The sequence below is a fragment of the Actinomadura oligospora ATCC 43269 genome (genome assembly GCF_000518265.1).
Classification (GTDB): domain Bacteria; phylum Actinomycetota; class Actinomycetes; order Streptosporangiales; family Streptosporangiaceae; genus Spirillospora; species Spirillospora oligospora.
The window spans coordinates 587,496-600,819 of sequence record NZ_KI912410.1 but is presented as its reverse complement, the minus strand read 5'-3'; the positions used below and the strand labels follow the sequence as shown (position 1 = coordinate 600,819).

Annotated in this window: 13 protein-coding genes; 5 read left to right on the top strand and 8 right to left on the bottom strand. The window is 71.2% G+C overall.

Features of this window, described 5'->3' with window-relative positions; genetic code table 11:
* Positions 1-30 precede the first annotated feature (30 nt).
* Complete coding sequence (locus tag P696_RS0134370; protein WP_026415877.1) at positions 31-1,530, top strand: aldehyde dehydrogenase family protein; 1,500 nt, start codon at positions 31-33, stop codon at positions 1,528-1,530.
* Positions 1,531-1,540: 10 nt separating this feature from the next.
* On the opposite strand, the gene P696_RS0134365 is transcribed toward P696_RS0134370, so the two are convergent.
* Entirely contained in the window at positions 1,541-1,939 is a 399-nt protein-coding gene (locus P696_RS0134365; protein ID WP_026415876.1) for a nuclear transport factor 2 family protein, read from the bottom strand.
* Positions 1,940-2,023: 84 nt separating this feature from the next.
* Here P696_RS0134365 and P696_RS0134360 point away from each other — a divergent pair, with 84 nt between their 5' ends.
* Positions 2,024-2,590, top strand: a complete 567-nt coding sequence (locus tag P696_RS0134360; protein ID WP_034488325.1) for a TetR/AcrR family transcriptional regulator — start codon at positions 2,024-2,026, stop codon at positions 2,588-2,590.
* Here P696_RS0134360 and P696_RS50000 read toward each other — a convergent pair.
* A complete protein-coding gene (locus tag P696_RS50000; protein ID WP_034488322.1) occupies positions 2,550-3,197 on the bottom strand; it encodes a TetR/AcrR family transcriptional regulator in 648 nt (215 codons plus the stop codon). The genes P696_RS0134360 and P696_RS50000 overlap by 41 nt on opposite strands.
* Before the next feature lie 119 nt (positions 3,198-3,316).
* On the opposite strand from P696_RS50000, the gene P696_RS49995 reads away from it, so the two are divergent.
* The gene (locus P696_RS49995) at positions 3,317-4,720 is read left to right on the top strand and encodes a DHA2 family efflux MFS transporter permease subunit (protein WP_051468499.1); all 1,404 of its coding nucleotides are present in this window, start codon (positions 3,317-3,319) and stop codon (positions 4,718-4,720) included.
* 445 nt (positions 4,721-5,165) lie between these two features.
* On the opposite strand, the gene P696_RS0134340 is transcribed toward P696_RS49995, so the two are convergent.
* Positions 5,166-6,758, bottom strand: a complete 1,593-nt coding sequence (locus P696_RS0134340; protein WP_026415874.1) for a GMC family oxidoreductase — start codon at positions 6,756-6,758, stop codon at positions 5,166-5,168.
* Positions 6,759-6,846: 88 nt separating this feature from the next.
* On the opposite strand from P696_RS0134340, the gene P696_RS0134335 reads away from it, so the two are divergent.
* Both P696_RS0134335 and P696_RS0134330 read left to right on the top strand, forming a co-directional pair.
* Positions 6,847-7,488 carry a cob(I)yrinic acid a,c-diamide adenosyltransferase gene (locus P696_RS0134335; RefSeq protein ID WP_026415873.1) on the top strand — a complete coding sequence of 214 codons (642 nt, stop codon included), beginning with the start codon at positions 6,847-6,849 and terminating at the stop codon, positions 7,486-7,488.
* 119 nt (positions 7,489-7,607) lie between these two features.
* Positions 7,608-8,339, top strand: a complete 732-nt coding sequence (locus P696_RS0134330) for a DUF4097 family beta strand repeat-containing protein (protein ID WP_026415872.1) — start codon at positions 7,608-7,610, stop codon at positions 8,337-8,339.
* Between the two features lie 70 nt (positions 8,340-8,409).
* Here P696_RS0134330 and P696_RS49990 read toward each other — a convergent pair whose 3' ends face one another.
* The 5 genes from P696_RS49990 to P696_RS0134305 all read right to left on the bottom strand — a co-directional run bounded on the left by P696_RS49990 (position 8,410) and on the right by P696_RS0134305 (position 13,323).
* Entirely contained in the window at positions 8,410-9,912 is a 1,503-nt protein-coding gene (locus tag P696_RS49990) for a M28 family peptidase (protein WP_034488319.1), read from the bottom strand.
* 116 nt (positions 9,913-10,028) lie between these two features.
* A complete protein-coding gene (locus P696_RS0134320) occupies positions 10,029-10,508 on the bottom strand; it encodes a DUF2550 domain-containing protein (RefSeq protein WP_157430091.1) in 480 nt (159 codons plus the stop codon).
* Positions 10,509-10,517: 9 nt separating this feature from the next.
* Positions 10,518-10,910: a F0F1 ATP synthase subunit epsilon gene (locus P696_RS0134315; RefSeq protein ID WP_026415870.1), complete on the bottom strand. Its 393-nt coding sequence runs from the start codon at positions 10,908-10,910 to the stop codon at positions 10,518-10,520.
* A 75-nt stretch (positions 10,911-10,985) separates the two neighbouring features.
* On the bottom strand, positions 10,986-12,419 hold the full coding sequence (gene atpD / locus P696_RS0134310; protein ID WP_026415869.1) for a F0F1 ATP synthase subunit beta: 1,434 nt from the start codon (positions 12,417-12,419) through the stop codon (positions 10,986-10,988).
* A 4-nt stretch (positions 12,420-12,423) separates the two neighbouring features.
* Positions 12,424-13,323, bottom strand: a complete 900-nt coding sequence (locus P696_RS0134305) for a F0F1 ATP synthase subunit gamma (RefSeq protein WP_026415868.1) — start codon at positions 13,321-13,323, stop codon at positions 12,424-12,426.
* Position 13,324 lies beyond the last annotated feature (1 nt).

Below are 13,324 nucleotides of genomic sequence, written 5' to 3'. Positions count from 1 at the left end.
ACCCGGTTGAGCACCCCGGAGGCAGCCCCCATGTCCGTCGCCACGGAGCGCACCACGTTCCCCTCGCTGAACCCGGCCACCGGCGAGGTGGTCGCCGAGCATCCCGTGCACGACGCCGCGGCGGTCGCCGAGGCCGTGTCCAAGGCCCGCGACGCCGCCGCCTGGTGGGGCGAGCTGGGCTGGAAGGAGCGGCGCGTCCGGCTGCTGAACGTCAAGGGCGCGCTCACCCGCAACCTCAACCGGATGGCCGAGCTCATCCACCAGGAGACCGGCAAGACCCTCCAGGACGCCCAGATCGAGACGATCATGGCGATCTCGCACCTGGACTGGGCCGCCCGGCACGCCGCCAAGGTGCTCGGCCCGCGCACGGTGTTCCCGGGCGTCCTGTCGCTGAACCAGAAGGCCGTCCTGGAGTACCAGCCGCTCGGCGTCGTCGGGGTGATCGGCCCCTGGAACTACCCGATCTTCACCCCGATGGGCTCGATCGCCTACGCGCTCGCCGCGGGCAACGCCGTGGTGTTCAAGCCGTCCGAGTACACCCCCGGCGTCGGCGTCCTGCTGGCCGAGCTGTTCACGACGGTGATCCCGGAGCGTCCGGTGTTCCAGGTGGTCACGGGCTTCGGCGCGACCGGCGGCGCGCTCGCCTCGTCCCCGGACGTCGACAAGGTCGCCTTCACCGGCTCGGGCCCGACGGCGAAGAAGGTCATGGCGGCCTGCGCCGAGAACCTCACCCCGATCGTCGCCGAGTGCGGCGGCAAGGACGCCTGCATCGTCGACTCGGGCGCCGACCTCGAGGCCGCCGCCGACTCGGCGCTGTGGGGCGCGATGGCGAACGCGGGCCAGACCTGCATCGGCGTCGAGCGCGTCTACGTCGTGGACGACGCCTACGACGCGTTCCTCGCCAAGCTGACCGAGCGCGCCGCCAGGCTCCGTCCGGGCTTCGACCGTGAGGCGGCCTACGGGCCGATCACCATGCCGTCCCAGCTCGACATCATCGAGCGGCACATCAGGGACGCGCTGGACAAGGGCGGCAAGGCGGTCGTCGGCGGGCCCGAGTCCGTCCGCAGGCCGTACGTCGAGCCGGTCGTCCTGACCGACGTCCCGGACGACTCGGCCGCCGTCCGTGAGGAGACCTTCGGGCCGACCATCACCGTCCACCGCGTCCGCGACCTGGACGAGGCGGTCGAGAAGGCCAACGCCACCAACTACGGCCTGGCGGGCTCGATCTTCTCCGGCGACAGGTCCCGCGCCATGGACGCCGCCCGCCGCATGCGCTCGGGCATGACGTCCATCAACGCCTTCGCCGCGTTCGCGATGGTCGCCGCCCTGCCCTTCGGAGGCGTCGGCGAGTCCGGCTTCGGCCGCATCCACGGCGCCGACGGGCTGCGCGAGTTCGCCCGTCCGAAGGCGATCACGCGTCAGCGCTTCGCCCTGCCGACGAACCTGGCGTCCTTCGACCGCACCGAGAAGCAGATGGCGCAGATCCTGCAGCTCGTCACCATGATCCACGGGAAGCGCTACAAGCGCTGACCTCGCCCGCTCAGCGGGCGCCGAGCGGCTTCCTGCGGGCCTGGACGGTGCGGCGGGTGATGCGCCAGCCGTCCGGGCCGCGCTTGACGACGTCCTGGTAGACGGCGCTTCCCGCGGTGCCGTCCGCCAGGATGCCGATCGCCTTGGAACGGGCGTGGACCTCGTCCTCCGACGCCTCCCTGAGGACGACGTTGGTGACGTGGTGGCCCACCGGGTTGGCGTCCCCGAGGGTCTCGGCGGCCGTCCTGAAGGCGGCCAGGCCGTGAAGCTCGCCGAAGCCCATGTCGGACACGTCGTAGACGAGGTCGTCGGTGAAGACCTCGTGGAGGCGGTCGAGCTCCCCGTCGTCGCACAGGTGGCCGTGCATGGAGATCAGGTCGGTGATGGCGGCGCGGTCGTCCGGTGTCATGTTCTCTGCTCCTTAAACGGGGAACTCCCCAGTTAAGGCGGTAGGCTACGGACCACGTCCTCGATCCACAAGGGGTTGCCGCCGATGCCTCCTCGTCGTCCGCGCGCCGATGCGGCGCGCAATGCCGCGCTGCTGCTGGCGGCGGCGAAGGAGCTGTTCGACGAGCGCGGGCCGGACGTGCCGCTCGACGAGGTCGCCAAGCGGGCCGGGGTCGGCAACGCGACGCTGTACCGCAACTTCCCCACCCGGGAGGACCTGCTCATCGCCGTGTACGCCGACGAGGTCGAGGGGCTCCGGCGGCTCGGGCGGGAGCTGGCGTCCTCGCCGTCCGGTGAGGCGCTCTACGTGTGGCTGGGCGAGTTCGTCGCGCACGTGGCGTCCAAGCGGGACCTCGCGCTGGCCATCACCGAGACCCCGGACGGACGCCGTTCACAGCTCTTCCACGAGTGGCACACCGCGCTGAACGAGGCGGCGGAGGTCCTCGCCGTACGAGCCAAGCGGGCCGGGACGCTCCGGGACGAGATCGCGACCGCCGACCTGCTGGCGCTGGTCAGCGGGGGCGCGATGACGACGGGGGACGCGGGCGACGCGCGCAGGCTGCTGCGCCTGGTCAGGGACGGCCTGGAGCCGCGGCGGGCCCGAACGCCTTGAGGAAGGTGTCGACGGCCTCGCGCGCGGCGGTCTTCAGCTCGCCCTCCGGAACGGTCCGGGTGCCGAGCCGGGTGCGCTTCTCCATGGGCCCCATCAGCAGCGCCGTGAACTGCTCGGCGGCCAGTTCGGGGTCGGTCAGGCTCAGCCGTCCGGCGAGGGCGAGGCGGGCGAACCGGTCGGCGAGGGTCCGCAGGACACGGTCGGCGACGCCGCTGTGCGTGACGTCCAGCAGGTCGGGGAACCGGTTCCCCTCGGCCAGCAGGATGCGCCGGACGGCCCAGGACCGCTCGTCGAGGTAGCACTCGAGCAGCCGGACGCCGACGTCCTCCAGCAGGACGCGCAGGTCGTCGCCCGCGTCGGCGAGGACCTCGAGCGCGGCGAGGTTGGCCGCCAGCACGCGCTCGGCCTGCGCCGCGAAGGACGCGCGGAGCAGGGCCTCCTTGTCGCCGAAGTGGTTGTAGACCGTGGCCTTGGCGACGCCCGCCTCGGCGGCGATGACGTCCACGCCCGCCTGCGCGTACCCCTCGCGGCCGATCACCGCGAACGCGGCGTCGAGGATCGCCTGCCGCTTGTCGATGCGGCCTCGCGCCGCCGCCGTCGCCTCCATGCCGCGCAGTGTACCGGCCGTTTTTCCAACTTGGACCCAACAGTCTAGTTATACAAACCACCTTGTCTAAGACTTCACAGACTCCTATGTTGGACGCGCCAGTCTAGTTAAGGAGTCTGATGAATACAGATGCGTTCGATCCCGCGCTGCGGCGCCTGATCGCCGTGGTGCTGCTCGGCGGGATCATGGGCATCCTGGACGCCACGATGGTGTCCGTCGCCGCGGACCGCCTCGTCGGCGAGTTCGGCACCACGCTCAGCGCGGTGGGCTGGGTCTCGACCGGTTACCTGCTGGCGCTCACGGTGACCGTCCCGGTGACCGCCTGGGCCGCCGGACGGTTCGGCACCCGGCGGCCCTGGCTCCTCGGCCTCGTACTGTTCGTCGCCGGGTCGCTGGCCTGCGCGTTCGCCGGGAACCTGCCGCAGCTCGTCGCGTTCCGGATCGTCCAGGGGCTGGGCGCGGGCATCCTCGACCCGCTGGTCATGGTGATCCTGGCGCGCGGCGCCGGGCCCGCGCGGGCCGGACGGGTCATGGGGCTCATGGGCGTGGTGCTGTCGCTCGGGCCCGTCCTCGGACCGGCCCTGGGCGGCCTGGTCCTGGACGGTCTCGGCTGGCGCTGGATGTTCCTGATCAACCTGCCGATCGGCGTGGTCGCGTTCGTCCTCGCGCTGCGCGTCGTGCCGCGCGACCGTCCGGACGGCCCTGCACAGCGACTCGACCTGCTGGGACTCGTCCTGCTCGGGCCGGGGTTCGCCGCCGTCCTGCTGGGCCTCTCGCGCGTGGCGGGCGGCTCGGACGCCTGGGCGCCGTTCGCGATCGGGGCCGTGCTGCTCGCGGGGTACGGCGTGCGCGCGCTGACCGTCCGGCGCACGCCTCCCCTGCTCGACCTGCGGCTCTTCGCCCGTCCGGCGTTCAGCGCCAGCGTCGGGATCATGTCGCTGTCGGGCATCGTGACGTTCGGGATGCTGTTCCTGCTGCCGCTCTACTACCAGCAGGCGCACGGGCACGGCGCGCGTGTCGCGGGCCTGCTGGTCGCCCCGGTCGGCCTCGGCGCGTCCCTGGCCATGCCGATCGCCGGACGGCTCTCCGACCGCGTCGGCTCACGCGTCCTCGCCCGCTGCGGCGCGCTGCTCGCCGTCGCGGCCCTCGTCCCGATGGCGTGGCTCGGCGCGCGGACGCCCGAGGCGTGGAGCGGGCTCGCGGCGTTCGCCGCCGGGATCGGCATGGGCCTCATGGCCGCGCCGACGATGGGCGCGCTCTACCGGACGCTGCCGCCCGAGCTCGTCGCCCAGGGCAGCTCGGCGCTGTACATGCTGAACCAGCTCGGCGGGTCCCTGGGGATCGCCGCGGTGGCGGTCATCATGCAGCGCTCGGACGGCGCGGTCCAGGGCGTCCACCATGGCGTCTGGCTGCTCGCGGGCGGGCTGCTCCTCGCCGCCGCGACCACCCTCCTGCTGCCCGGCCGTCCGGCGCCGGTCACCACGAACCCGCAGGTCGGACAGGAGGTGCCCCAGGCGTCCTGACCCTGCGTCCGCTCAGGTCTCCGGGCGTTCGGCGACGGCGGAGAGGGTCCGCGCCTAGGCCTTCTCCGCCGACTCAGGCGGGCGCCCGAGCGATTGGATAATACGTGCCGCGTACTAGGCCCGTCCTAGGACGCCCGAATAAGGCGTCATCCCCATGTGCCCACCGGGGTCTTAGGGCGAATCTATAGATGTCGGCAGGGACCTGCCGGCAGAGAAGAGGAGACAGAAGATGTTGCACCACTCGTTCACCCAGGGCATCGCCAACCAGCGCGTAGCGACGTGGCGCTCGGAGGCCAAGGCCACCAAGCGCGCGGCGAAGGCCAAGGAGAAGGCGCGTCAGCGGTGAACCCCGCAGCAGCCGGGCGACGCTCGTCCCTGAAACAGGACGGCTGTCGCGATGACAAGAGGCCCTCACCACCGCATGGTGGCGAGGGCCTCTCCCTTTTCACAGCGACGCGGCGGCGAGCGGCTCACGTCCCCGGATCAGGTCCGCGGCGCGCTCCGCGATCGCGATCGTCGGCGCGTTGGTGTTCCCGCGCGGCACGGACGGCATGACCGACGCGTCCACGACCCGCAGCCCCTCCACACCGCGCACCCGCAGCTCCGGATCGCACACCGACGACTCGTCCCCGCCCATCGCGCACGTGCTCGTCGGATGGAACAGCGTCGCCACCTCCCGCCGGACGAACGCCTCGACGTCCTCGTCCGACGCGGCCTGCTCGCCGGGCGCGAACTCCCCCGCGACCATCGACGCGAGCGGCCCGGTCGCCGCGATCTCGCGGGCCTGCCGGACGCCCGCGACCAGGATGTCCAGGTCCGACTTCGCCGCCAGGTAGGCCGGGTCGATCAGCGGCTTGGCGTACGGCGACGCCGACCGGAGCGTGAGCGCGCCGCGGCTCTCGACCGCGACCGCCGTGGCGAACACCGACAGCAGCCGCTGCGACGACTCCACCAGCCCCTGCTTCACGAACGGCGTGGGCAGCACGTGGTACTGGAGGTCCGGCGCGGGCAGGCCGTCCACGGTCCGGGTGAATCCGCCGACCTCCGCCACATTGGACGCATAGGGCCCGCGCCCGAACGCCTGCCACTGCGCGAACTTCAGCGGGCTCGGCAGCTCGAACAGGCTCTTCACACGCGGCGTCGCGAACATGACGTTCACGAACGGGTGGTCCTGGAGGCCCTGGCCGACCGGCGCGTCCACGACCACGTCGATGCCGTGCTCGCGCAGGTGTCCGGCCGGTCCGATCCCGGACAGCATGAGCAGCTGCGGACTGTTCACCGCGCCCCCGGACAGCACGACCTCGCCTTCGGCGCGCGCCGTGACCGTCTCGCCGCGGGCCTCGTAGGTCACGCCCACGGCCCGTCCGTCCTCGATGACGACCCGGGTGACCAGGGCGTCGGTGACGACGGTCAGGTTCGGACGCTCCCGGACGGGACGCAGGTACCCGGTCGCCGTCGACCAGCGCCGCCCCTGCTTGTGCGTGACCTGGTAGTAGCCGACGCCGTCCGGGTCCGCGCCGTTGAAGTCGCGGTTCTCCGCCAGCCCCGCCGCCCGCGCCGACTTCACCCAGGCGCGCGAGAGCGGGTGCGTGTACCGGCGGTCCTCGACGTGCAGCGGGCCGCCCACGCCGTGGAACTGCGACTCGCCGCGCGCCTGGTCCTCGGCGCGCCGGAAGTAGGGCAGCAGGTCGGCGTAGCCCCAGCCCTCGCAGCCGTGGGAGTCACGCCAGGTGTCGTAGTCGTACCGGTGCCCGCGGATGTAGATCATCGCGTTCGTGGACGACGAGCCCCCGAGCGTCCGGCCCCGCGGCCAGTACACGCTGCGCCCGTCCGCGTGCTCCTGCGGGACGGTCGAGTAGTCCCAGTCGAACGGCCCCTTGATCAGCGCCGCCACCGCCGCCGGGATGTGGATCTCCACGGCGTCGTCCGGCGGCCCCGCCTCCAGCAGCAGCACCCGCGTCCCCGGGTCCTCGCTCAGCCGGTGCGCGAGCACGCAGCCCGCGCTGCCGGCGCCAACGATGATGTGGTCGTACGTCACAGCCGCCTCCGAGCAGGGGGTCAGACCAGGGCATGTAAGTGAGAACCTACAGAACCAGACTCGGGGCCCCGCTGGATAGGCTCGGCGTATGGCGAAGAACAGGGAGACCCCCGTCGTGCTGTCGCGCATCTACACCCGCACGGGTGACGACGGCACCACCGCGCTCGGCGACATGTCCCGCACCCGCAAGACCGACCCGCGGCTCGCGGCCTACGCCGACGTGGACGAGGCGAACGCCGCGATCGGCGTCGCCGTCACGACGGGCGGCCTCGGCGAGGACATCGTCACCGCCCTCACCCGTGTCCAGAACGACCTGTTCGACGTCGGCGCCGACCTGTGCGCCCCCGTCGTCCCCGACCCCGAGTACCCGCCGCTGCGCGTCGACGCGTCCTACGTCGAGCGCCTGGAGGGCCTCTGCGACGAGTTCAACGCCGACCTGGAGCCCCTCCGCAGCTTCATCCTCCCCGGCGGGACGCCCGGCGGCGCCCTCCTGCACGTCGCCCGCACCGTCACCCGCCGCGCCGAGCGCACCGCGTGGGCCGCGATCGAGGCGCACGGTTCCGCCCCGCTGGACGAGTCGGGCCGTCCCACCGGGGACGCGGAGGCGAACGGCGTCAACCCGCTCACCGCCAAGTACCTCAACCGCCTGTCCGACCTGCTGTTCATCCTCGGCCGCGTCGCGAACGCCGAGCACGGCGACGTCCTGTGGAAGCCGGGCGGAGAGCGCTGATCCACCCTGGGGGTGGGGTTAACCCCACCCCCAGGTCTGTAGCCCCCCACCTCGTGTTTCATGGCGCCGGGCCGGGAGAATCGAGGAGTTCGCTTCTCCTGACGGAAAGACGCCACGCAATGAGCCTGTCCGCGAAGACCCTTACTTCGGCCGCCGCACTGCTGGCCGTCCTGTCCCTGTCGGCGTGCGGCAGCGGCACGAGCTTCGGCCTCACCAAGACGGAGAACGACCAACGTTCCTACACGGTGGCGCAGAAGCTGACCGGCCTGCGGGTCACCGGACACACCGGCAAGGTCGAGATCGTCGGCGCGGACGTCAGCGCCGTCAGCGTCACCGAGAAGCTCCGCTTCACCGACAACGGCCACCCGAACGCCCGGCACCAGGTCACCGGCGGCGTCCTCGAACTGACCTACTCCTGCCCCGGCTCCATCTCGCTCAGCGGGCGCACCTGCGAGGTCGACTACCGCGTCACCGTCCCCCGCGCCCTGACCGCCGAGCTGCGCACCGACACCGGCGACATCACCGCCTCCGGCCTCACCGGCTCGGTCACCGCCCGCGCCAACACCGGCACGATCACCGGCACCGCCCTGCGGCCCGCCGCGTCCGCGCACGTCACCGCCCGCACCGACACCGGCAGCATCCGCCTCAGCCTCGGCACGGCCCCCGCCGACGTCAACGCCCACGCCAACACGGGCCAGATCCGGATCCTCGTCCCGTCCACCGGGCAGTACGCCGTCACCGCCGACACCAACACGGGCAAGAAGAAGATCACCGTGCCGACGTCGTCCTCCGCCCCCCACACCATCCAGGCTCGGACCGACACCGGCGACGTCACCATCGCCTCCGCCTGAGGCGCCCGCCGAAAGCAACGAGCCCCGCACGGAGCCGAGACGGCTCCACGCGGGGCTCAGGCCGCTGGGATCAGCGGACGAGGTGGCCACCCCGGTACAGGGGAGCCGTCGGAGCGGGCTTGGCGAACGCGCGGCCGGTGCGAAGGGCCTCGCCGTTCACCGGAAGGGTGCTCTTGGCGAACGACTGGACGGCGAAGGCGACGCCGTCGGCGTTGGTGTCGAGCAGGTTCCAGTTGATGTTGGTGAGGCGGTCGCACTTGGCGTGGTAGCAGCCGTCGTAGGGCTTGCCCGCCTCGCCGCCGAACAGCTTGGCCTCCTCGGCGGTCTTGATGCCCTCGGCGCCGGTGTCGATGCCGCCCGCCGGGATGCCCGCCTCGAGGAACGGCCCGTAGTCGGAGCGGCCGTTGAAGTCGCTCGGGACGGTCGGCAGCCTGCGTCCGCCGAAGTAGTCGTTGATGACCTTCTGGATCGCGGCCGAGCCGTGCGGGGCCGTCGGGTCCGAGCCGTTGTAGACGCCGCGGACGCCGTTCGGGGACGCGGTCATGTCGAAGTTCAGGTTCAGCGCGATCTTCGCCCGGTCACCCGCCGACAGCGAGGTGACGTAGTGCTCGGCCCCGAGCAGGCCCTCCTCCTCGGCGCCCCACCAGGCGAAGCGGACCTTGTTCTGCAGGCCCTTCTTGCCCAGCTTGGAGGCCTTCTGCGCGACCGCGAGAAGGGTCGAGGTGCCCGAGCCGTTGTCGTTGATGCCGGGGCCCGCCTCCACGCTGTCCAGGTGCGCGCCGACGACCACGACGTTGTCGGAGCGCCCGGACTTCGTCTCCGCGATGACGTTGTTCGTGGTGCGCTTCTCGTTGAGCGTGTCGGTCTTGACGTGCAGCTTCAGGCCGCCCGCCTTCGCGAGCTTCACCAGGTCCGAGCCGACCTTGTAGGTCGGGCCGACGACCGGGAGCGTGGCGGGGCCGCCGAGCGTGCCGCCCACCGGGGAGTCCGCGACGGTCGGCTTCTGGTAGATGACGACCGCGGTCGCGCCCGCCGTCTTGGCGTTGGCGGCCTTCACCGCGAAGTCGCAGCCACCGCGCTGGATCAGCGCGATCGCGCCCTTGGGGAAGGACGCGAAGTCCTCGGTCTGGCACCCGGAGTCGCCGTCGGTGTTCGGGGCCGGGGTGTCGACCGCGGCGGCGTCCGCCGTCACGTCGCCGCTGCCGGAGTACTGGTACGAGGTGAACTCGTCACCGTTCTTGTAGTCGACCTTGTTCGGCGCGGTCTGGCCGAAGGTCGCCGGGGACTTCTCCTGGAAGTAGTCGAAGTCGAAGTTCTGGACCGTCGGGGTGTACCCGGCCTTCTTCAGCTCGCTGACCACGTACCTGGTCGAGACGGTGAAGCCCGCCTGGCCCGCGGCCCGGTTGCCGCCGTTGTGGTCGGCGATCGTCTGCAGGTTCCGCAGGTGGCGCTTGATGTCCTTGGCGGTCACCAGCTTCGCGAGGTCGGGCGAGGCCGGGGCCGCGTTGGCGGACGGCACCGCGAGACCGGTGGCGGCCAGCGCCGCGGCGGCGCCTATGGCGAACTTGCGCACATGAACTCCCGAGGGGGGACGTACAGGGGTGCCAAGATCATGAAATGAACGGGACCAATACGACAAGTGTCGTCGCGAGATTTGACCAAGGCGAGACTCTTCGCGCCGGGCCGCGGTCAGGAGTCCTGCCCCGGCGGATCCACCGGTGAACCGGGCGGCGCCGCCTCCAGCCACGCCAGGAACCCGGTCAGCGCCGCCGCGCCCATCGCCAGCTCCAGCCGCCGACCGCCGTCCCGCACCTCGACGATCGTCACGTCCGGCAGCAGCCCGGCCGCCTCCTCGCCCTGCGGGACGCGACGTCCGGCGACGACAAGGCCCCGGCGGTGAATCACCTGCCGGGGCCTACGCCTGAAACCGAACACGCGGTGCCACTGGAGCACGTCGCCTTTGTAGCGGCCGAAACCGAGCCGCCACGGACCATGGCCGCCGTCCGCCGCGTCGCCGTCCGCGCGCAGCTCGCGCAGCGAACACTCGACCGTCCCGCCCGCCCGGACGAACAGCCAGCGCCGCAACGTGAGCACGCCGAACACCAGCGCGACCAGCAGGACGACGGCGGCGAGCACCGTGCCCGCGTCCAGAGCCAGGTGTCCGCCCAACGCCGTCGGCTAGGCTTCCGAGCCCGCCGCGCGCAGCCGGGCCCGGGCCCGGCGCTCGGCCGTGGTGTCCTGGTCCGCTCCCGCCGCCGTGAGCGCCTCGTCCAGCGCCCGGCGTGCGTCGGCGACGTCCACCTCGGAGCCCAGTTCCGCCTGCTCCGCGAGGACCGACACCTCGTTGTCGGCGATCGAGAAGAACCCGCTGCCGACCATGGCGCTGATCCACTCGCCGCCGTCGGCCGGCTCGATCTTCACCACGCTGCCGTCCAGCAGGACGCCCAGCACCGGGGCGTGACCCGGCATGATGCCGAGCTGGCCCTCGATGGTCTGCGCGACCACCATCTTGGCCTCGCCGGACCAGACCTCACGCTCCGGTGAGACCAGCCCGACCTTCAGGGTTGCCACGAATCATTCCTCCGAAAACTGGAGCGGACCGCCGGCCCGCGCCCGCGCGTGGCGGACACGGACCGGCGGAGCGGACTACTTCTCCAGCTCCTTGGCCTTCTTCTCGACGTCCTCGATGCCGCCGCACATGAAGAACGCCTGCTCGGGGATGTGGTCGTACTTGCCCTCGCAGAGCGCCTTGAACGAGGCGATCGTCTCGTCCTTCGGCACGGTGACACCGGGCTGGCCGGTGAACTGCTCGGCCACGTACATCGGGTGCGACAGGAAGCGCTCGATGCGCCGCGCCCGCTGGACGGTGACCTTGTCCTCCTCGGACAGCTCGTCGATACCGAGGATCGCGATGATGTCCTGGAGTTCCTTGTACTTCTGCAGGATCCGGATGACCTCCTGCGCGACGGAGTAGTGCTCCGCGCCCAGGATCTGCGGGTCCATGATCCGGGAGGACGAGTCCAGCGGGTCCACCGCCGGGAAGATGCCCTTCTCGGAGATGCCACGCGAGAGCACGGTCCGCGCGTCGAGGTGCGCGAACGTGGTGTGCGGCGCCGGGTCGGTGATGTCGTCCGCGGGGACGTAGATCGCCTGCATCGAGGTGATCGAGTGACCCCGGGTCGAGGTGATGCGCTCCTGCAGCTCGCCCATCTCGTCCGCGAGCGTGGGCTGGTAGCCCACCGCGGACGGCATGCGGCCGAGCAGCGTGGAGACCTCGGAACCGGCCTGCGTGAACCGGAAGATGTTGTCGATGAACAACATCACGTCCTGCTTCTGGACGTCCCGGAAGTACTCCGCCATCGTCAGACCCGACAGGGCGACGCGCATACGCGTGCCCGGCGGCTCGTCCATCTGGCCGAAGACCAGGGCGGTGTCCTTGAGGACGTCCGCCTCGTCCATCTCGACCCAGAGGTCGTTGCCCTCACGGGTGCGCTCACCCACGCCGGCGAACACCGAGGTGCCACCGAAGTTGCGCGCGACGCGGCGGATCATCTCCTGGATGAGGACGGTCTTGCCCACACCCGCGCCACCGAACAGGCCGATCTTGCCGCCCTTGACGTACGGGGACAGCAGGTCGATGACCTTGATGCCGGTCTCCAGCATCTCGGTCCGCGACTCGAGCTGGTCGAACGCCGGAGGCTTGCGGTGGATCTCCCACCGCTCGTTGATCTCCAGCGACGCGGTCGGGACGTCCAGGGTCTCGCCCAGGGCGTTCCACACGTGGCCCTTGGTGATGTCACCGACGGGCACCGAGATGGCCGCGCCGGTGTCCACGACCGCGGCGCCGCGGACCAGGCCGTCGGTCGGCTGCATGGAGACCGCGCGGACCATGTTGTCGCCGAGCTGCTGGGCGACCTCGAAGGTCAGCTTCTTGGTCTCGCCGCCGAGGTTGATCTCGGTGTGCAGCGCGTTGTTGATGCCCGGAATGGCGTCGGCGGGGAACTCCACGTCGACGACCGGGCCGATGACCCGGGCGACGCGGCCGGTGGCCGTCGTCGTCTCCTCTACCTGTGCGGTCACTCTCTCACTCCCCGCCAGAATCGGCGAGCGCGTCAGCGCCACCGACGATCTCGCTGATTTCCTGGGTGATCGCCGCCTGTCGCACCTGGTTCATCTGGCGCGTGTAGACACCGATCAGTTCGTTGGCATTGTCGGTCGCCGACTTCATCGCGCGCCGCCGCGCCGCGTGCTCGGACGCGGCCGACTGCAGCATCATGTGGAAGATGCGGCTCTCGATGTAGTTCGGCAGCAGCAGGTCGAGCACGTCACCGGCCGTCGGCTCGAACTCGTACGCCGGGGGCGTACCGCCGTCGGTGGCCGTGGTGTCCTCGATCTCCAGCGGGATCAGCCGGCGAACCTGGACCGCCTGGGTCAGCATCGAGACGAACTCGGTGTAGACCACGTGGATCTCACCGACACCGCCCTCGGCGTCGGTCTTCAGGAAGTCCGCCGCCAGCCGCCGCCCGATGCCCTCGGCGTCGGGGAAGGACGGCCGGTCGCTGAACCCGGTCCACTGCGCGCCGATCTCCCGGTTCCGGAACCGGTACCAGGTGACGCCCTTGTTGCCGACGACGTACGGGACGGGGCGCTTGCCCTCGGCCCGCAGCTTGGCGATCAGGGCCTCGGCCTCGCGGATCACGTTGGCGTTGTAGCCGCCCGCGAAGCCGCGGTCGCTGGTGATGATCAGAACGGCCGTGCGCGCGTCCTCCGGCTGCTCGTTGAGCAGCGGGTGGTCGATCCCGACGTTGTGGCTGACCAGCGCGGTGAGGGCGCGGACGATCTGGTCGGCGTACGGCTTGGAGGCCGCCACCGCCGTCTGCGCCTTCACGATGCGCGACGTCGCGATCATCTCCTGGGCGCGCGTGATCTTCGCGGTGGACTTCACCGACCGGATCTGCTGCCGCAGTTGACGAATCTGGGCCATT